An 18,526-nucleotide genomic window follows, 5' to 3' on the forward strand; every position below is an offset into this window, starting at 1 on the left:
GCATTAGTTAACTAACTCTTATTCAGTGCCGCCCACTGTAATCGCATCCAGTTTTAACGTTGGCTGACCGACGCCAACTGGAACGCTTTGGCCTGCTTTACCACAAACGCCTACACCACGGTCTATCGACAGGTCATTACCCACCATAGACACTTGTTGCATCGCTTCGATACCAGAGCCAACTAAAGTTGCGCCTTTCACAGGGCGAGTAATTTTGCCATCTTCAATTAAATAGGCTTCCGAGGTCGAGAATACGAACTTACCTGAAGTGATATCCACCTGGCCTCCACCAAAGTTAGGCGCATACAGCCCTTTCTTAACGGTAGAAATAATCTCTTCAGGAGTATGCTCACCTGGCAACATATAGGTATTTGTCATGCGTGGCATCGGCAAGTGCGCATAAGATTCACGACGGCCATTACCCGTTGGCGCAACTCCCATCAAACTCGCGTTATGCTTATCTTGCATGTAGCCTTTGAGTACACCATTTTCAATCAGTGTATTGTATTGCCCTTCAACACCCTCATCATCAATGTTGATTGAGCCTCGTAAGTCTTTCAAGGTGCCATCATCAACAATGGTACACAGTGGAGACGTCACTTGCTGGCCAATTTTTCCAGAAAAAACCGATGATTCTTTGCGGTTAAAATCACCCTCTAACCCATGACCTACCGCTTCATGTAACAACACTCCAGGCCAACCACCACCTAACACAACGGGCATGGTTCCAGCAGGCGCAGGATCGGCATCAAGGTTTACCAATGCTTGACGAATCGCTTCATCAGCAAAGTGATACGCGCGTTGTTCGCCCGCTTCAGATTCAAGGAAATATTCGTAACCATAACGACCACCGCCACCTGAGCTACCACGCTCACGGCTATCGCCTTTTTGAACTAAAACGCTTACTGACAAACGAACTAGAGGGCGTACATCGCCAGCATAAGTGCCATCGGTTGCGGCTACGAGTACTTGCTCATAAACACCACTTAAGCTCACGGATACCTCTTGAACCATAGGTTCTTTGGTTCGAATGTATGCGTCTAGCTGCTTTAGTAATTCGATTTTTTGTTGTTTCTGAAGGCTTTCCAGAGGGTTTACCGCTGAGTAAATCGTTTGATTACTGGTGCGGTTAAACGTCTTAACAGAGCCGGTTTGACCTTGTTGTGCAATGCCTCTTGCGGCAATAGCGCTTTGCTTAAGGCTATCCAAGTTGATTTGATCTGAGTAAGCAAAACCCGTTTTCTCTCCCGTGATGGCTCGAATGCCCACACCACGGTCGATATTAAATGAGCCATCTTTGATAATGGAATCTTCTAGAACCAGTGATTCATGCCAGCTTGATTGAAAGTACAGATCTGCATAGTCCACATCTCGTGTTGCTATGATGCCCAATGTGTTACTGATGTCTTTTTCTGTCAGGCCTGTCGGCGCTAGCAATTCTTGTTCTACTAAATTAATCGTCATTATTTGGCTCTTCTTTTAATTCAACAACAAAACGCGCATGTTTCACCACAGGCATGTCTTGTCTGATTTGTTCTGTTTGTTCCAATGCAATATCGCATACAGCACTATTAGGGGTGTCATCTAATTCAAGAGCAATCTCGCCCCACGGAGACACCACCATCGAATGACCATGTGTGATTCGCCCACATGGGTGCGCGCCCGCTTGCCCTACACCGATGACCCAAGACTGAGTCTCTATTGCTCTTGCTCTTAATAAGACTTCCCAATGAGCTTTACCTGTCACTGCGGTAAAAGCCGCGGGAACAATCATCAAATTCGCACCTTTCGCTCTCAGCGTCTGGAACAAGCTCGGAAATCGAACATCGTAGCAAATCGTTAAACCGCACTGTGCGAATGGCAAGTTAACTAAGGAAACCGATTCACCTGCGGCAAAGCAATCTGATTCGCGATAGCTTTTGTACGAATCCGCCACATCAACATCAAACATATGCAGTTTGCTATAGTGGCCTGCTAACTCTCCATTTGGAGAAAACATCAAACTGGTCGTCGTAACTTCATTTCCCCATCGGATGGGAAAGCTGCCGATGTGCAGCCAGCAACCTGTCGATTGAGCCAGCGCGCTTAGTTTGGTCTGGTATTCACCGTCTCCAAGCAGCTCTGCGTAATTATGATATTGCTCTCTGCCGGCAAATAACAACGCATTTTCAGGTGTTGTAACGAGCAAAGCGCCTTGCTTAGCCAGTGTACACGTCTCTTGCACAATGTATTCAAAGTTCTGTTCAATGTTTGCACCCGACGTCATTTGAATCAGTCCGATCATTGCCATTGCTGCCCCCTGCGTTTAATCCATATTCGCGGTTATTTTTTTTCTGGCACTTTATAAGAGCCTTTGCTTCTAGAGAGTTCATTCACCTGAGGCGATTCCAACGGCCCTTTGACCTCATAACGTACTTGGGTGATCACATCGATAACCGGAGACAACGCCGTTGTTACTGCAAACACCAAAATAGCGGTTTGAGGTGCGACTGCAAAGGCAGATATAACAGGAATACCCGAAGTAAGATCCGGAGTAAATTCCACTTCCGCATCCACTTGCTGCGTTCGTAAGTCCGCAAGGCCCCGAATCGTCATGTTACCCGCAACCGCATCCATCTCGATGTCATTAGTCACAAAAATGCCGTTTTCAATCGCACCGCTGCCAGAAATACTGTTAAATGCCATGCCCTTATCAAACACGCCAGTAAAATCGAGCTGCATTTTTCTTAAAATGGAATCTAAGCTGAACAACCCCATTAAACGTGCTGCTCCACTGACATCAGAAATGATACCACTGCCTAATTTAGAGTTAATATCACCATTAAGTGTTTCTATTTGTGGGCTCCAAGGTGAACCACTCCACGTTAATGACGAACTCATCTCAAACGGCGCTTTTTGAATGCCTGATGTAATTCCAAAGCGTTCCATTAGATCCGTATTATTGTCACCTGACATACTGAATTCAAAATGCGATTGATTGTCTTCATCAGACAGTTTCCACCAACCATTTGCATCAAATTTGTTCGCGCCACTGCGTAATGAGATTTTGTCCCAAACTAAGCGGTCACCTTGGCGTTGGAAGTCGACATTCACTTTGCCAACCTTGTAACCTTGAAACCAAAATTCATTAATAGAAAGCGTTAGATTAGGCAAAGTCTGGTGCAGATGACGATCAAGCGCCGTTACCAACTCTAACGGTTTTGTCTTTTCTGACTCAGCAATCACTTCCGCGACAACCGATTCTTCATTTTTTTGTTCATCAAGTGCGGGGACGTATATTTGCAGATGCTCTAACGCCACAGCTAAGTCGTAAGGCTCTAAATAATTTGCTCGGCCTTTAACTTCAGCACTATCAAGGTCGATTCGCCACGCAAGATTTTTCTTACGCGCTTTAAATTCCATCTCATGCCAATCAACTCCGCCAAACACTAAAGTAGGTACACTCAGATCAACCTTAGTCGGCATTGGCAGTTCAGGAACACTGAGCTCACTGGCTAACACTTCAGCCCCGTTCACAGGCCCTACGAATAACCCAAACCAATCATCTAAGTTGAACTTATTAGTCCGCACCGACATGCTGTGACCAACGATAGGGCTGGTTTTAAATGCGCCTTTTCCTACCACTAAATTCGTCGCTGCGAATACGGGGGCACGATTACTAATATCGATTTCAGCTTGATATTTCACTCCCGGCAATTGCAATCGACCCGACAATGTCTGTTGATTGCCTGAAACTTGAAGTTGAGCCTGGCCTTTTTTTCCTACTTGTTGATTCAGAGGCGCAGGATACTGGCTCGCCAGATACTGCATGTTCGCTTTAGCGTCAATCTGGTAGGTAAAACCAATATCGTCCAATTGCAGATCAATCCCCATAGTCCAAGGCGAATGCCCCTGAACACGCTTCACCCATCCTTCACCAACGTATGGGCCTAATGGTTCAACTTCCCAATCACCAATGGTATCGATGTTTACCGTGTATTTCTTGCCTACCGACTCACCTTTAAAATCTAACGCTATCGGCTGATCGAGCAGTTGCGCAGTTAGCCCTGACGCTTGAACTACATCATCATCAAACTCAATGCGGCCAGACGCTTGCTCTAAGATCATTTCGGGCGTTTGAATGTGAATGTGATTTTTGTCTAAATCAGCCCAACCCCACGCACGGCTATTATCCCCATCAAACGGGATAAAAAGTTGAAACTCAGAAGTGACGGGGCCGGCCACATCAATAGCGGTCAGCGCAGCACCAACAGAGTCGATAAGAGGCGTTGCCATCATATAATCGCGAACATCTCGACCTTCAGCTCTCGCTTTGGCTTCAATCTCTATGTGCCCCCCCTCACCGAGGTCTGGAATTCGACCGGTAATACGACGGGCTTTTACATCCATGAGTTGCGCACTGCTTGAGTCCAAGTGCATTTCGGCGTTTTGGAATAACAAGTCTAGCTGTAAATCGGTGATCAACGGCCATGCGGTATCAAACCCAAACTTCGCTTGCTTTAAATTCACGAGCGCTTGGAACATTCCGTTGTTATCTTGATAAGGGAACTGTGCCAGCTCACCAAACCACAGTAGCTTCGCCGTTTTGGCTTTTCCGCCTTGAATAGCAGTAGAAAGGTAATCCGTAAGATCTTGCCCTAGTGCTAATGTGGGTAGGTAACGCCATGTTTCACTCACATTAAATGCGTCGGCTTCAGCGTAAAATGACAGAAACGAGTTCCCTTCATGAGGAAAATCTAGCTTGAATGCACCTAGAATTTGCAAGTCAGGTGTCGCGGCGGTGACTTTATCTGCCCACAGAGACCAGCCTTTGTCATCATGTTCAAACACGATGTCTACTTGCCCTTGCTTAATTTTCAGCGGCGCCTGAAATACGTCGCCGTAAGGCAACACGTCATCCACCAGGTTTAACTGAGCATTAATTTGGCTCGTGCTGCCTGATATCGATGCTTGCAACAAGTGCACTTCAGGAAGCAGTTCCCACTGCTTCATATTGCCACCAGATAGCTCCGTAGAGAAACGTAAGCTTTCTAGCGAGTCTTCCATACTGACTCGAATGTCTTCCAGTTCACCGCCAAGCTCCACTTCTTCCAACCATGACGTTAAATCTTGAGCTTGAGGAAGCCAGTGCCCTATAGGTATTAAAGCACCTATATCGAGTTCGGAAGCATTAAGAACCCAACGTTCTGGCTGCCAATTAAAGGCGACATCCAGTGATGGCCAGTGAGTCTCGTCGGTACGAATACCTAACTCATGGCCGTTTACCTGCCATCCATCCTCACTAGGCTTTAGGATCAGAATGCCTTTATCAATCGATAGCTGGTGATCTTTATGTTTGCTCCAAGTCAATTCAGACGGCAATAACTCAACATAGGCATCGATCGGTTCACCGTTTTCAAGAGTAAACCAAGAGTTAAAGCTCACAATACCAGCATCAATGCCCGTTTCTTTTTTGAGGTAACGAGTTAACCAAGGGGTGACTTGCAAACTGTCTGCGGCGATGAAAAACTCGCCATTCAATTTTGATAAATCATCGGTTTCTTCAAAATCAACTTGAATAGAAAGGCTATTAATATCGGTATTGGCAATGCTAACCACGCCGTCACCACGGTGGCGGCTCTTTTGGTTTCGCCAATTCAGAGATTCAATATCAATAGTTTTCACTTCACCAGTAAAAGTTTGAAAACTGACTTGCGAATCTTCTAGTGAAAAGTTGGTGAGTTGATGTAACAGCAGTTGCTGAAGATCAAGCAGAACCTCAGGAGAATTCGACAACGACTTTTGAGTAGGGCCTAATGTCTTGTCGCTATTTTCTGGCAGCCACTGAATTTTACTGATATCAAGATTTAAGCCGCTAACACGAAGCGTCGACACGGTTGGTTTCAATTGCAGCAGGGTTTCAACAAGGTCGATTTCGATTTCAACCCCATCAAGGGCGATAGTCGTATTGTCACGGTCTGGAAGTACCGCTTGCAGCCCCTGTAGAGAAACAAACGGGTGGGTATTACGCCAATACCCTTGAACATCTGATATCTGAAAGTGAATGCCAGTAGAGCTACTGACCCATTGTTCTATCTCGGATTGATATTGATTTAGACGCGGCAAAGCCACCCGTAAAGCAGTAACGGCGACCGCGAGGATCACCATTACAATTACAAGGCTACAAAGTACAAACCGCCAAAAGCGCACTAGCATGGAAGTTAAATCGGCTCCATTTACATCATCACGACATCAAATTGTTCTTGAATATACAAAGGCTCAACTTGAATCTTCACTTGTTTACCAATGAAAACTTCTAGTTCAGCAAGCGCATGGGACTCGTCACCCTCAAGAGCTTCTGCGACCGCAGGGCAAGCATAAACAACGAAGTTATCGGCATCATACGCACGGTTGACTCGAGTCACTTCTCGTAAAATTTCATAACATACCGACTCGACTGTCTTCACGCTGCCACGACCTTCACAAGTAGGACAACTCGAACAGAGCACATGTTCAATACTTTCACGGGTTCTTTTACGAGTCATCTCCACAAGGCCAAGCTGAGTAAAGCCGTTTATGTTGGTTTTTACTCGATCGTGAGAAAGCGCTATCTCGAGTGAAGAAACAACACGTTTGCGATGTTCTTCCGACATCATATCGATAAAATCGATAATGATAATACCACCGAGGTTACGCAATCTAAGTTGTCTTGCGATCGCTTGGGTCGCTTCAACGTTGGTATTAAATATCGTTTCTTCTAGATTTCTTCTACCTACGAATGCACCGGTGTTAATGTCTACTGTTGTCATCGCTTCAGTCTGATCGATGATTAAGTAACCGCCTGACTTCAATCCAACTTTACGCTCAAGTGAACGTTGGATTTCATTTTCCGTGTCGTACATGTCGAAGATGGGTTTATCACCCTCATACAGTTCTAAATTCTCAGTTAACTCAGGAACAAACTCAGAAGTGAATTCTTTCAGTGTTTCAAATACTAAGCGAGAGTCAATTTGTACGCGGTCTAGTTCAGTACCGACAAAGTCTCGTATTATGCGTTGTGCAAGCCCAAGCTCACCATAAAGCATCGTGCGGGTTTTATTTTTCGCACGGCGCTCAATCACTTTAGTCCATAAACGCTTTAAGAATGCCGCATCTTGTGCCAATTCTTTTTCATCCGCGCCTTCCGCTGCGGTACGAATGATAAAACCGCCGTTTTCATCGCAATAATCAGCAACGGTTTTCTTTAAACGATTACGCTCTTTTTCACTTTCAATACGCTGAGAGACACCAACATGGCTTGCTCCAGGCATAAAGACTAAGTAGCGAGATGGCAGCGTGATATCCGTTGTAAGGCGAGCCCCTTTGGTACCCAGAGGATCTTTAACCACTTGGACCACAATATCTTGCCCTTGACGGACTAACTCGGAAATATCACGAACTTGAAACTGTTTTTTCTCATTTTCCGCTACACACTCAGTGTGCGGAACGATATCGGATGCATGTAGAAACGCCGCTTTATCTAAACCTATGTCCACGAATGCGGCTTGCATGCCCGGTAAAACTCGGCTTACTCGCCCTTTGTAGATATTGCCAACGATGCCGCGACGGGATTCACGCTCAATATGGACTTCTTGTAAAATACCACCAACGATCATCGCTACCCGTGTTTCACTCGGTGTAACGTTAATTAACAACTCTGCACTCATGACGCGCCTCTATTATTATTTTATAAAATTCTGTAAGAGCTGGTCTGTTTCCATTAGTGGTAACCCAACTACAGCGTGATAGCTGCCATCAATACGCGCAACAAAGCGCCCACCAATCCCTTGAATGCCGTAACTTCCAGCTTTATCACACGGCTCTCCTGTCTGCCAATAGTTTACCATTTCTTGGCGAGAGAGCGCTTTGAACCAAACTTGTGTTTCAACCAAAACTGTCTGACACGAATTTTTATCGGCAACGGTGACGGCTGTCATCACCTGATGTTGGCAATCGGAAAGCCGAGTCAGCATTTGAATACTGTGTTCGCAATCTCTCGGCTTTTCTAACACTTCGCCATCTACGACGACGATCGTGTCTGATCCTAGAACCACCACATTTTCATCAGCGACAAGCCGTAAACCTGCTTGCGCTTTTTCAACCGACAGACGGCGAACGTAGTCCGGTGCACTTTCGTTGACTTGCTGCTGCTCTTCGATATCAGGCACAACAATATCAAACGAATGCCCAAGAAAAGACAGCAGCTCTTTACGTCTTGGGGAACCTGACGCGAGCAGAAGTTTGCGTTTATCAGTACTCATATGACCTGCCTTTATTAATTAACGAATATGCCAATGTCGCCTTACTCGGCGTAATAGCAAAAATATCCAAGGCCACAATATGCAGTTCACTAACGCCGCCCAAAGCGACAACGGGTTAAAAGTCACATCTTGAATCAGGTATTCACCCAAGAACTCGAGCACTTCAGCTAACGCAGTGAGCACGCCAATAACCACCGCTTGCTGCCACAACGCCATATTCCTAAGAACAAGAAAGTTAAGTGCAACCAGATAAACGGTTATCGACATCATCATGCCGCGAACACCTAAGGTTGAACCTATTAGCAAATCCCACAGCAGGCCTAATATCAGCGCGGTTCCTACATTGACTCGATGAGGCAATGCCAACACCCAATAAAAGACAATCAGCAACAACCATGCCGGGCGAAATATTTCCAACATACCAGGCCACGGTATCGCTTGAAAAATAAGGGCAATGAAGAACGTCGCCCAAATCACCATACGGCCTTTGAATGCTCTATTCGCCATTGGACTCAGCCTCTATATTTAAATCGGCTTGACGCCCTTCGTTTGGCCAAACGAGTAACAAATACCTCAATCGTTCAAACTCAACCACAGGTTTAGCGATGATTGATGCAAATTGACGTCGATTGTCTCGCTCTACCGTTGAAACGTAAGCAACTGGATAACCTTCAGGGTAGCGACCACCCAAACCAGAGGTGACCAACAAGTCTCCCTCTTCAATTTCGGTGCTGCTTGGAATGTGTTCCAGTTGAATTTTATCAATGCTGCCATTACCAGACCCAATCACTCGAATGTCATTTCTGACCACTTGAACTGGAATGGAACTGTTGGCGTCGGTGATCAGTAATACTCGGCTGTTGTGCGCGGCAACAAAGGTAACTTGGCCCACAATACCTTTTTCATTAATCACAGGTTGACCTTGATACACCCCATCAATCAAGCCTTTATCGATCACGACTTGGTGTCGGTATGGAGAAGAGTCTACCGCCATCACTTCCGTCACGACTTTCTTTTCATCACGTACGAAAGGAGAATCTAATAGCTTACGTAACCGCTTGTTTTCTTCACGGTACTGATCGAGTAAAAGCATATCGCTTTTAAGCCGAAGTACTTCACGTTTTAGGGTTTGATTGGAAGTGACAAGGGTTTCGCGAGTATGAAATCGGTCATACACGCCATCAAACATACTGCGAGGCAAATTTGCCGCATATTGAATAGGAGCAACAAGGCTATTTAAAAAATAGCGTACATTTGAAAATGCATCTAAACGACTATCAGCCAGCATAAGGCTGGCTGATAGTACGATGGCAAAAAACAAACGCAATTGCAGAGAAGGTCCTCTGCCAAAAATCGGTTTCATCGCCTTTACCTACGCGGTGAACGTAAAAAAGCGTTATTCTTCACTGAATAGATCGCCACCATGCATGTCGATCATTTCTAAGGCTTTACCGCCACCACGAGCCACACAAGTGAGAGGCTCATCTGCAACAACGACAGGGATACCCGTCTCTTCGGTTAACAAACGGTCCAGATCTTTAAGCAGCGCACCGCCACCGGTTAATACCATGCCATTTTCTGAAATATCAGAAGCCAGCTCTGGTGGACACTGTTCTAGGGCAACCATTACCGCTGAAACAATACCTGACAGTGGTTCTTGCAGCGCTTCTAGAATTTCATTTGAATTCAATGTAAAGCTGCGAGGTACACCTTCTGCAAGGTTACGGCCGCGCACTTCAATTTCTTCAACTTCATCACCAGGATAAGCTGAACCAATCTCATGTTTGATTTTCTCTGCTGTTGCTTCACCAATCAAGCTGCCGTAGTTACGACGAACGTAGTTGATGACAGCTTCATCAAAGCGATCGCCACCGATACGTACAGACGAAGAGTAAACCACGCCATTTAGCGAGATAACCGCAACTTCTGTGGTACCGCCGCCGATATCAACAACCATTGAACCCGTTGGCTCAGATACACGTAAACCAGCACCAATTGCCGCCGCCATTGGCTCGTCAATTAAGTACACCTCACGAGCACCAGCACCTAACGCTGATTCACGAATAGCACGACGCTCTACCTGAGTAGAACCACAAGGTACACAAACCAATACGCGAGGGCTTGGCTTTAGCACGCTGTTATCGTGTACTTGCTTAATGAAATGCTGCAACATTTTTTCTGTCACATAGAAATCAGCGATAACGCCATCTTTCATTGGACGGATTGCAGAGATATTACCTGGCGTACGGCCAAGCATTTGCTTAGCATCATGACCAACAGCAGCAACGCTTTTAGACGAACCTGCACGGTCTTGACGAATAGCAACTACGGAAGGTTCATCAAGGACGATGCCTTGGCCTTTTACATATATAAGTGTGTTGGCTGTACCTAGATCGATGGAAAGATCGTTTGAAAACATGCCACGAAGTTTTTTAAACATATTCTTCGTTCATCCTGAGAGCATTAGAAGACATAAAATTGCATTAAATGTACCAATGCCTCGCGTTATCAGCAAGGCATTGGTAGGTAAACATGGGCTGAATCTCGCTTTTTCTTGCAGATTCTTTACATAAGCGCCGAAATAACCAGTTTTATTGCCCCGTCATTCGGCTTTCGCCACGGAATATCACTCGATCGTTGCCTCGGAATGAGCCAAAAGTGATAACAGTAGATGGGATTTCATCTCCTTTATCGCGCCAATTGAAGTTAAGCCAAGGTTGAACTTTGTTAGAACCCTTACAATTACCTGTAGCCACACCACTCGGCGTTTGAGACGCCGTTCTTAACCAAAGCCTAACTTGTTCACGACCTGCTGTACCTTGAGTTGCGACAAGTTTACTTGAGCGACCATTAACAACGTCACTATCGCCAGATAAGTGAGCCGTTGAAGTCGTATTTGGCCATATGCCTAACGAACAATACCCTGTGCCATCAAACTTGGTTCCACTATCGTCGGTGTTAGTGACAAACTCATTACCGTTCCAAAATTCAGTGCGAAGGGGTATCGTTAAATTTTGAGCAATGCTTCCACCGAGGTCTTCGAGAATAACGCGTCCGTAGCGAGCTTTAAGAGGTGTTGGGAATTTATCTCCTTTATGAGCAGAGGAATCTTGGTTTTTCATCAGCGTAGGTTCAGAAAACCCCTGCTTTATCTTTATCCCCGTCATTAAGTTAGCGCCACTAAATGGGCCATCAATGCGCGTCGTTTTTGGTATTGCCTTTTCTATCAACCTTAATAACGTAAATGGTTGAGCGTTGGCTTGAAGCTCAGCCTTATTCCAAGCATGGGCCTCCCACGTAGCTAACATTCGAGTATTCCAATCCGCATTACCGTCACCATCCGCAGAAAAGGGAATTAAGGTCGCTTTATATGAAGAGGCCAATTGAGAGTAATTCAGCGTAGCCCCATTCGTTACATTTTGTGCTTCGGCAACAAAATCAATCGATATTGGCTGATCTAAATAGGCAAATCCATCGTGTTTACTGGCGTAGTTCCAATGATTACTTTTCACGATGATGTGCTTAGGATAGAAGCGACCAATTTCGCGTTTCGCTGTATCTATCCCCCCCTGAATATCTGCGTATCCAGACGCATCAACTTTTAGAGTCATGTGCCCCACATCAGAGAAACTCAATTTTTCGAAAGGAATGTATTTTTTGGACTCTCCTTCAGTATTCGGTTTGTCACGATCGGCCCCACTTAGCGTACCAACAAAATCTTTTGGCAGCTCAGCTTGTAAACTCACTTTAGAGCTTCTGGCATTTTGGTGAAAGAAATTCTGGGTAACGTCAAGAGAACAAAAATCCAAATACTTAGATTTTTGTAAAGCAGCATCAAGACCTGACTTCCAAATAACTGGCTTTAACTGAATATCAAACTCTTCACCAGCGGCTAAAAACGGGTCTCCACTTGTTGCTGTTCCGTTCATTTTATTAGCATTAGATTCACAGATAGCAAAAGTCCAAGGGCGCAGATTCACATTTAAGGTGCCCTTTAACCCAGACCACTGCTCAGAGTTTTCAGTATCACAGTCGAAACCTATCGGGCATTTGAAACTCAAGTCAGAAATTTGCGACCATATTGCACCAACTTCGTGATATTTCATATAAGCGTTCGCTTTGCCTGAAGAGAAATTCAACTTCACTTGTTTACTTGAATTTGGCGTGTTTTCACTGGCCGATATATCTAGGTTGGGGTTGGCTCCACCAATAGGCTTTGCCAATGTGGAATCCGTATAAGTAAGTATTCGATCTCCATCATAACCAGTAACTGGAGTTATCTTGTCGTTTTTACACGCGAGCACTTGAATGTCAAATTTAGTCGACTTACCAGCTACTGCATCAACGGCAGGTACATCAAACTTATATGGCGCAATATAATAGCTTGCGGTTTGAGCCTGCTTAGTGTCTGTAGAAAGATGGCCTTGCATGCTAAAACTACCAATTTTAGACGATGTTAGGCGAAGTTTTAGCACGCCTTTAGAAGGTCGATATTTACCGCCACTCACATACTGCCCGACAACAACCTCTTTCACAGAGAGTTCAGTAGGAAGTGTAATGTCTATGTCACCAGAATAACTCTCGGCAACCCCACCACTTTCTTTTAGCACTTTAAAGGTTGCGAGCGGATTCTCGCACAATAAGAAGAATTGTTTGAGTGGTGTCAGCTCTAGAGTGTAGTTTTGTGGTGTGTTATAACAAGCATTCTGTCCTCGAATAATTGTCTTGGGATCATGGATAATGAGATTGTTGCTGATCACTGAACCGCCAAAGTCTCCACCTTGGCTATTTATTGTCACTTTATCAAATAGTAAGTGGGCATTTACTAAAACATTATCTGTTTTGAAATTAAAGGTAGCGTGAGAATTATCATTCAAGGCATAAATGATGAGATCATCCGGCTTACCATCCGGATTCACAGGAATCGAATCTTGCAATGTAAGCGACTGACTCACCAAAATTCTACTATTCATTCCTGCTTCGATGCTATTTGTGTTGTGATTCATTGTGAGTTGCCTTACGACCAGCGTGGCATTGTTACCAATTTTCAACTTTGAGTACGTCGAGTTAAAGGTCAACTGGTCAATATAAACCGTTGTATTGTCCGGAACGATATAGGTAACTGGATAGCTTGATAATCCACTGTAGTTGGGTTGCAATTTACGAACACTATTTCGAAGAGTGATCTCTCCATCGCCTTGGCCTGGTGCATGGCAGCTATCTCCCAACAAGGTGACATCACAAATGTCATTGTTAGCTCCATGATATTCATCTGGGCGGGAGTAATTTAGAATGGCGTTTCCTGACAAAGCAGGTAGCGCAACATTGGGCAAACCAGACGTATCAACTTTCTGCCCCCCCGTACTACACACACCGGATTGACATGTTAGTGCTAAGTTAGTGTTATCAGTAATTCGATCAAAAGACGTCAAAACCGATGTACAGTTGTGCTCGTTCGGTGAGCAGTGCTTACCAGCCCAACCTCCAATAAAATACTTAGGGTCCTGATTTTTAGGTAATAGCGGAGCATTATTCATTGTCAATTTAGAATTACTCTTCCAAGCGCCCGCAGGATATGGAAACGCTGCACATACATCAAAATCAGGTAAAGGGGGGCTGGCTTCAAAGGCTACATAACCAATTTCTTCCCGAGTATGTGCGCGATTGTGGAAATCCTCATCAATAACAAAACTGACCTGATTATTTTCCAACCTACATCGTCTAGCCCAGCCACCATTGGGGCCTTTCCTTGTGACTTTATTTCCTACAACACCTTGAGCATCGAAAGGAAGGTCATAGACGTAATCACATTCGTCAGCTAAAGCTGTCGGATTTTTTCCCTTAGTCGATAGAGTGTACACTTCATTAGAAAAAGAGATTTTCTTTCCATCGATTATCGCGTCAAAAGGCTCTGTCGCAATGAAACCTACTTTTTCTTTATTGTAACTACCAATATCCCAAGATCGGGACAAATCTAAAGCCCCCCAAAAGCCTACGTCTGTTAAACCTGAAATAGCCGAAGTCATCCAACTACCATTGTTATTATCCGATTGAACTTGCGTAATAAGCGCTGGTCTCTCATTAAACCACACACCATAATTCCACACGAAAGACATAGTGTCCCAGTTCCAATCACTCGTGCTATCTAATGTACTTCGTGTATCAAAACTTCCAGCTAAAATCGTATGCCCATCTACCGTTGCAGTCCCTTCTTCCATCGCAATGAAGGAGACACTTGTCATCGCAGTCGGCGGAAAAACCCACGGAAGGTTAGGTGGAAAAACTTGCTTAACTTTCGCTTTGGTGGACGAAATAGACTCCACTACGAGAGTAGAAGGCTGATCGAGATCTGGGAAGTTCTTGTCGATAGTAGGCATAACAGCCAAAATAGGAACTGAACTAAATGTTTGGCCGAAATCTATCTCACACCCTAGAGTCAGAATATCCGGGCAGCTTTGAACACCAAATTTTAGTTTCACGTCATCAACCGGAGGCGGTGGAGCATCACAACCACGTAAATCAGTCGTAACTCTAGCATCATCATCCAGTTTTATTTTCCTCGACAATAACGCACCTCTTATGCGAGATTTCTCTTTAACTTCGATCTCATTCTGTGAAATAAAGAAAGCTTTTATCTCGTGGCTATTCTTAGACTTAATTTCTATTTTGTCATCATCATGAGCAACAATAATCAAATCCCCAGGAACACCACTGTTGGTAATTCTCCCTTCAACCACCAATTCTTCCACGTTAATAACGGTCTCATTATTAACAATGAGCTTAGCGTGCTCCTTAATTTCTAACTTTTTTATCCAGTAAATCCCGCCGAGAAAGGTGACTCTAGCACTATCTTTAATCTCAACTTTCTTGAAGGTACCTGAAGCGAGAGAACCGTTTTTCTTAAACTCCTCTTCCCTTTCCCCATAGCTTTTGTTTGGGTTAAATATAGGTTCATCCGTTCTCAATTGAGGGGAAGGCTCACAGCTATTTCGGTGACCGCAACTATTCGAATGATTATCTTCAATTGCTGAAAAGCCAACTAACTTTGAGTTACTAGGATTAAGCACTTGAGCTTTGTCTTCAATTTCCAACTTTGGGCTACTTGCCGACGTCCAAGTATGAACCCCTGTTTTAAGCTTGCACTCACCATTAGGAAACGGAAACTGTGCAAAAGCAAACTGGGAAAAAAGAGCAATAGAAAGAAAGCACCATTTAATCATTACTTTCATTCCTCTAACCCTCTAGCCCATACTTCTTGTTCACGTAGCACTTCATATTGTTGATTTCCACATACTGCTTTTGAGCTTATTTTGAAAAAAGTTAGATCTCCAGATCCTATTTCAGCGCATTTTATGGCTAGAGATGAACAGCGATCATTGGTCGTTTGAATAATGGCCGCCGCGGCAGAAACTGACATAGTGCTGCCGTAACTCGAAAACTCTGTGCACCTAGCTTGTATATTGGCAATTGAAGCACTTTGATCGAGTGGATAAAGGTGAGTAAGCCCCCACTCACTTCCAGAATTTGCAGCAAACCACGCTTGAGTACCGAGGACTTCTCGAGTAAGGGTGTCTTGATTCGACCACTGGAGTCGCGTGAGCGTAAGCCCCAGCATCCCCATCACTACGATGACAAATACGGCGATAATTAAAACGCTACCTGATTGATTTTTCTTACGGGACATTCAGCACCTGCACATCATGTTTGTATTCACTCACTTCATCGTCGTTCTTATAGGTCATATCGATATGAACGATTCCACCGCGAATCAATGACGGGTCTTCGTATTGGAAAGCCCCTGAAGTGGCTTTTTCACCAATTTTTACACCTTGAGTATTAACTAGACTCGCACAATCTTCTGTACTGGATAAACCTCTGCAAACCCAGATAAACTGACTCGAAGGTTCAAAACAGTAATCAACTTTATCCGCTGGCTGGTATATATAGTGCCTTTTCCCCACTGAATAACTAGGAAACGAAGCCGGAATCGAATAGACAGAGCCAGATTGAGCGACACCGACAATAGAAATTGAGCCCGAATTTGAAGTATCTAAGTCTTCAATTCGGCTAGGGTTTATTGTTAACCTAGCTCCATTTGCCGCAGCACCGAGCACATCTGGGTTATCGTTACCGACAACAAAACGAATTGTATCTTCGCCACCGCTTATGGTCGTTGAATCGACATTATAAAAACCAGAATACAAGATTGGGTAAAACGTTAAGCACTGTTTATTGGCGCTCACAGAAAGGCTATTTGGCACGGCATGTCTGATTTCCCGAGACATTTTCTCAAGAGCAAATCGAGCCTGATTTTGCAGTGCCTGACGTTTGGCACTATCGGCATATCCTTTGGTGCCTAACTCCAAGAAACCAGCAATTGCAAGAAACATGATAGAAACAACTAAAATGGTCACGATCATTTCTATTAAGGTGAAACCACTTCTTTTCATCAATAGTTCCCTCTGTGCGCTACAAATCGATATTCACCATATTTCCCCGGATATACCGTGAGTGTAATTAGCTTGAATATTTTCTTTCCTGCTGGCTGAGGTGCAGGAGTTAAGCTCCCCTGGTTGTCATGCTCCACTTTCACTTCAACTCTAAAGTTGGGATATTTAGCGCTAATATCTTGCCCTAAAATATCTTTTAAACTCCTTTCAGGTAAAGAATCACAACTTGAACGACTTACGTCATTGGTATACCAGCATCCAATGTAATCATCGACATCATTGAAGTCTTTAGGCTCTTCTCCTGTTTCAGCACCTAAAACCACCGAGCACGTTGAGTACCCAGTCTCATCACAACGCCAAATCCCGCCATTAATATCTCCAACATGATCAAAAGAACGAGATAAAATATCCGTCATCATGCCTTGAGCTAGAGCTGACGCTCTTACTTGATAATGCGAAGAAGCCGAATTTTCAATTTGAGGGTATAGCACAGTGGTTAATACCGTCATTGAAATACCGAGTACTACAATAGCGACGATACTTTCGATCAATGTGAAGCCTTTTTCTTTATAGACAGTCATTAACAAAGCCCTCACTGTTAATGCACACACTTAAGGAATCAAACGAGTTCTCAATATCAATTCTATATCCGTCCCCATTATTTGCCGCAGGACAAGCCGCCCCTAACAATTGGCACGAAGGTTTGCCCGTAAGATCAAACGACAATTCCATAGAGTTAGGGCTGAATGAAAAATCACTATTATTGATGTAAACAAAATTACTGCTGCCGTTATTTTCTAGGCACTCACTGTTTTTAGCTGACAAGCACTTGCCGTTATCACTAATACTTAAAACATAACGATCGGGGATAGTAGCACCAAGAAAAGTAGGATCGATATTAGACTGCATTCTGCCAAGTTGGATTTGTCTAATAACAGATATGGCTTGTTCGCGAGCGGCGTAAACAGAAAACTGGCTAGGGCCGCTGTACTTACTTGCAGCGTAAGCAGACATAATCGCAATCAACAAGATTACAATGATCAATTCGGTTAAAGTAAAGCCTGCGCTACGCTTGCCCAGTGACGACATACTGCTTGCCTTGGATTTATGAGAAATAAGCCCTTATAGGATATAAGAATTTTAGATAAGTTACCGTTAAAATGCGCAAGATATGCAAGGTAGTATATGATTTATTCGAAAGGGGACACTATTTTGTGGGACGAGCAATAATGTATCATAATTGCCAACCAGTCGAAGGCTAACATGGTTGCTAGCCTTCTTTTCTACATTTTACGCGACTACAAAGTTAACTTCTATTTACAAGAAGTAATAGCAATTGTTGGTTCCTGAGCTGTTGCACTTGGAGTAATAGAGTAAGTAACTACACATTTAGTTGTATCAGTATCCCCTTTAAACCCATAAACAATTGAATTTGATGGAGTACTAACTACTGACCAATCAGCTGATAATCCAGATACAGCATTACCAATACCATCAGAACTCGCTTTTGGATAGCCATGAACTAATGCAATATTAGCAGTACCTGCACCTGATATTGATTTACCTTGCGATACAGATTCAAGACCAGAAACTGCCGCTTTACCATAAACGATACCTGCAGCTCCCCCCATAGCACCTTTAAGCCCTTGCAGAGCACTCTCGCGAGCATCATCTTGCAGGTTCAAAAATTTAGGTGCTGCAGTCACAGCCAAAATACCTAGAATTACAATTACCACCACTAGCTCGATAAGGGTGAAACCGCCTTGTTTTTTCATAGTTACATCTCTCTATGTTTAA

Annotated in this window: 14 protein-coding genes; all 14 read right to left on the minus strand. The window is 44.1% G+C overall.

Going from position 1 to position 18,526, the window contains the following annotated elements:
- Positions 1-18: 18 nt before the first annotated feature.
- A complete protein-coding gene (tldD, locus tag QWZ04_RS08665; protein WP_290327004.1) occupies positions 19-1,464 on the minus strand; it encodes a metalloprotease TldD in 1,446 nt (481 codons plus the stop codon).
- Positions 1,454-2,290: a carbon-nitrogen hydrolase family protein gene (locus tag QWZ04_RS08670; RefSeq protein ID WP_290327006.1), complete on the minus strand. Its 837-nt coding sequence runs from the start codon at positions 2,288-2,290 to the stop codon at positions 1,454-1,456. The genes tldD and QWZ04_RS08670 overlap by 11 nt, the downstream gene beginning before the upstream one ends.
- A gap of 32 nt (positions 2,291-2,322) precedes the next feature.
- Positions 2,323-6,195, minus strand: a complete 3,873-nt coding sequence (locus QWZ04_RS08675) for a YhdP family protein (protein WP_290327008.1) — start codon at positions 6,193-6,195, stop codon at positions 2,323-2,325.
- Between the two features lie 20 nt (positions 6,196-6,215).
- Positions 6,216-7,685, minus strand: a complete 1,470-nt coding sequence (gene rng, locus QWZ04_RS08680; RefSeq protein WP_290327010.1) for a ribonuclease G — start codon at positions 7,683-7,685, stop codon at positions 6,216-6,218.
- Positions 7,686-7,700: 15 nt separating this feature from the next.
- The gene (locus QWZ04_RS08685; protein WP_290327012.1) at positions 7,701-8,279 is read right to left on the minus strand and encodes a Maf family protein; all 579 of its coding nucleotides are present in this window, start codon (positions 8,277-8,279) and stop codon (positions 7,701-7,703) included.
- Between the two features lie 18 nt (positions 8,280-8,297).
- Positions 8,298-8,786 carry a rod shape-determining protein MreD gene (mreD, locus tag QWZ04_RS08690; RefSeq protein WP_290327014.1) on the minus strand — a complete coding sequence of 163 codons (489 nt, stop codon included), beginning with the start codon at positions 8,784-8,786 and terminating at the stop codon, positions 8,298-8,300.
- Positions 8,776-9,642 carry a rod shape-determining protein MreC gene (gene mreC / locus QWZ04_RS08695; protein WP_290327016.1) on the minus strand — a complete coding sequence of 289 codons (867 nt, stop codon included), beginning with the start codon at positions 9,640-9,642 and terminating at the stop codon, positions 8,776-8,778. The genes mreD and mreC overlap by 11 nt, the downstream gene beginning before the upstream one ends.
- Before the next feature lie 33 nt (positions 9,643-9,675).
- Positions 9,676-10,719 carry a rod shape-determining protein gene (locus tag QWZ04_RS08700; protein WP_102523117.1) on the minus strand — a complete coding sequence of 348 codons (1,044 nt, stop codon included), beginning with the start codon at positions 10,717-10,719 and terminating at the stop codon, positions 9,676-9,678.
- Between the two features lie 151 nt (positions 10,720-10,870).
- Positions 10,871-15,508, minus strand: coding sequence for a DUF6701 domain-containing protein (locus QWZ04_RS08705; RefSeq protein ID WP_290327020.1), 4,638 nt, complete (start codon positions 15,506-15,508; stop codon positions 10,871-10,873).
- Positions 15,505-15,963 carry an MSHA biogenesis protein MshP gene (locus QWZ04_RS08710; protein ID WP_290327022.1) on the minus strand — a complete coding sequence of 153 codons (459 nt, stop codon included), beginning with the start codon at positions 15,961-15,963 and terminating at the stop codon, positions 15,505-15,507. Before QWZ04_RS08710 ends, QWZ04_RS08705 begins: the two co-directional genes overlap by 4 nt.
- Entirely contained in the window at positions 15,953-16,729 is a 777-nt protein-coding gene (locus QWZ04_RS08715; RefSeq protein WP_290327024.1) for a PilW family protein, read from the minus strand. The genes QWZ04_RS08710 and QWZ04_RS08715 overlap by 11 nt, the downstream gene beginning before the upstream one ends.
- Positions 16,729-17,310: a prepilin-type N-terminal cleavage/methylation domain-containing protein gene (locus QWZ04_RS08720; protein WP_290327026.1), complete on the minus strand. Its 582-nt coding sequence runs from the start codon at positions 17,308-17,310 to the stop codon at positions 16,729-16,731. The genes QWZ04_RS08715 and QWZ04_RS08720 overlap by 1 nt, the downstream gene beginning before the upstream one ends.
- The gene (locus QWZ04_RS08725) at positions 17,297-17,818 is read right to left on the minus strand and encodes a prepilin-type N-terminal cleavage/methylation domain-containing protein (protein ID WP_290327028.1); all 522 of its coding nucleotides are present in this window, start codon (positions 17,816-17,818) and stop codon (positions 17,297-17,299) included. Before QWZ04_RS08725 ends, QWZ04_RS08720 begins: the two co-directional genes overlap by 14 nt.
- A 224-nt stretch (positions 17,819-18,042) precedes the next feature.
- Positions 18,043-18,504 (minus strand): prepilin-type N-terminal cleavage/methylation domain-containing protein, encoded by a 462-nt coding sequence (locus QWZ04_RS08730; protein WP_290327030.1) that lies wholly within the window; start codon positions 18,502-18,504, stop codon positions 18,043-18,045.
- Between the last annotated feature and the right edge of the window lie 22 nt (positions 18,505-18,526).

The organism is Vibrio tapetis subsp. quintayensis (assembly GCF_030409945.1).
GTDB lineage: Bacteria > Pseudomonadota > Gammaproteobacteria > Enterobacterales > Vibrionaceae > Vibrio > Vibrio quintayensis.

What these genes read in the sequence shown, in the direction of transcription:
- tldD (WP_290327004.1), bottom strand. Translation starts at nt 1,464, where the DNA reads ATGACGATTAATTTAGTAGAACAAGAATTGCTAGCGCCGACAGGCCTG.
- QWZ04_RS08670 (WP_290327006.1), bottom strand. Translation starts at nt 2,290, where the DNA reads ATGGCAATGATCGGACTGATTCAAATGACGTCGGGTGCAAACATTGAA.
- QWZ04_RS08675 (WP_290327008.1), bottom strand. Translation starts at nt 6,195, where the DNA reads ATGCTAGTGCGCTTTTGGCGGTTTGTACTTTGTAGCCTTGTAATTGTA.
- rng (WP_290327010.1), bottom strand. Translation starts at nt 7,685, where the DNA reads ATGAGTGCAGAGTTGTTAATTAACGTTACACCGAGTGAAACACGGGTA.
- QWZ04_RS08685 (WP_290327012.1), bottom strand. Translation starts at nt 8,279, where the DNA reads ATGAGTACTGATAAACGCAAACTTCTGCTCGCGTCAGGTTCCCCAAGA.
- mreD (WP_290327014.1), bottom strand. Translation starts at nt 8,786, where the DNA reads ATGGCGAATAGAGCATTCAAAGGCCGTATGGTGATTTGGGCGACGTTC.
- mreC (WP_290327016.1), bottom strand. Translation starts at nt 9,642, where the DNA reads ATGAAACCGATTTTTGGCAGAGGACCTTCTCTGCAATTGCGTTTGTTT.
- QWZ04_RS08700 (WP_102523117.1), bottom strand. Translation starts at nt 10,719, where the DNA reads ATGTTTAAAAAACTTCGTGGCATGTTTTCAAACGATCTTTCCATCGAT.
- QWZ04_RS08705 (WP_290327020.1), bottom strand. Translation starts at nt 15,508, where the DNA reads ATGAAAGTAATGATTAAATGGTGCTTTCTTTCTATTGCTCTTTTTTCC.
- QWZ04_RS08710 (WP_290327022.1), bottom strand. Translation starts at nt 15,963, where the DNA reads ATGTCCCGTAAGAAAAATCAATCAGGTAGCGTTTTAATTATCGCCGTA.
- QWZ04_RS08715 (WP_290327024.1), bottom strand. Translation starts at nt 16,729, where the DNA reads ATGAAAAGAAGTGGTTTCACCTTAATAGAAATGATCGTGACCATTTTA.
- QWZ04_RS08720 (WP_290327026.1), bottom strand. Translation starts at nt 17,310, where the DNA reads ATGACTGTCTATAAAGAAAAAGGCTTCACATTGATCGAAAGTATCGTC.
- QWZ04_RS08725 (WP_290327028.1), bottom strand. Translation starts at nt 17,818, where the DNA reads ATGTCGTCACTGGGCAAGCGTAGCGCAGGCTTTACTTTAACCGAATTG.
- QWZ04_RS08730 (WP_290327030.1), bottom strand. Translation starts at nt 18,504, where the DNA reads ATGAAAAAACAAGGCGGTTTCACCCTTATCGAGCTAGTGGTGGTAATT.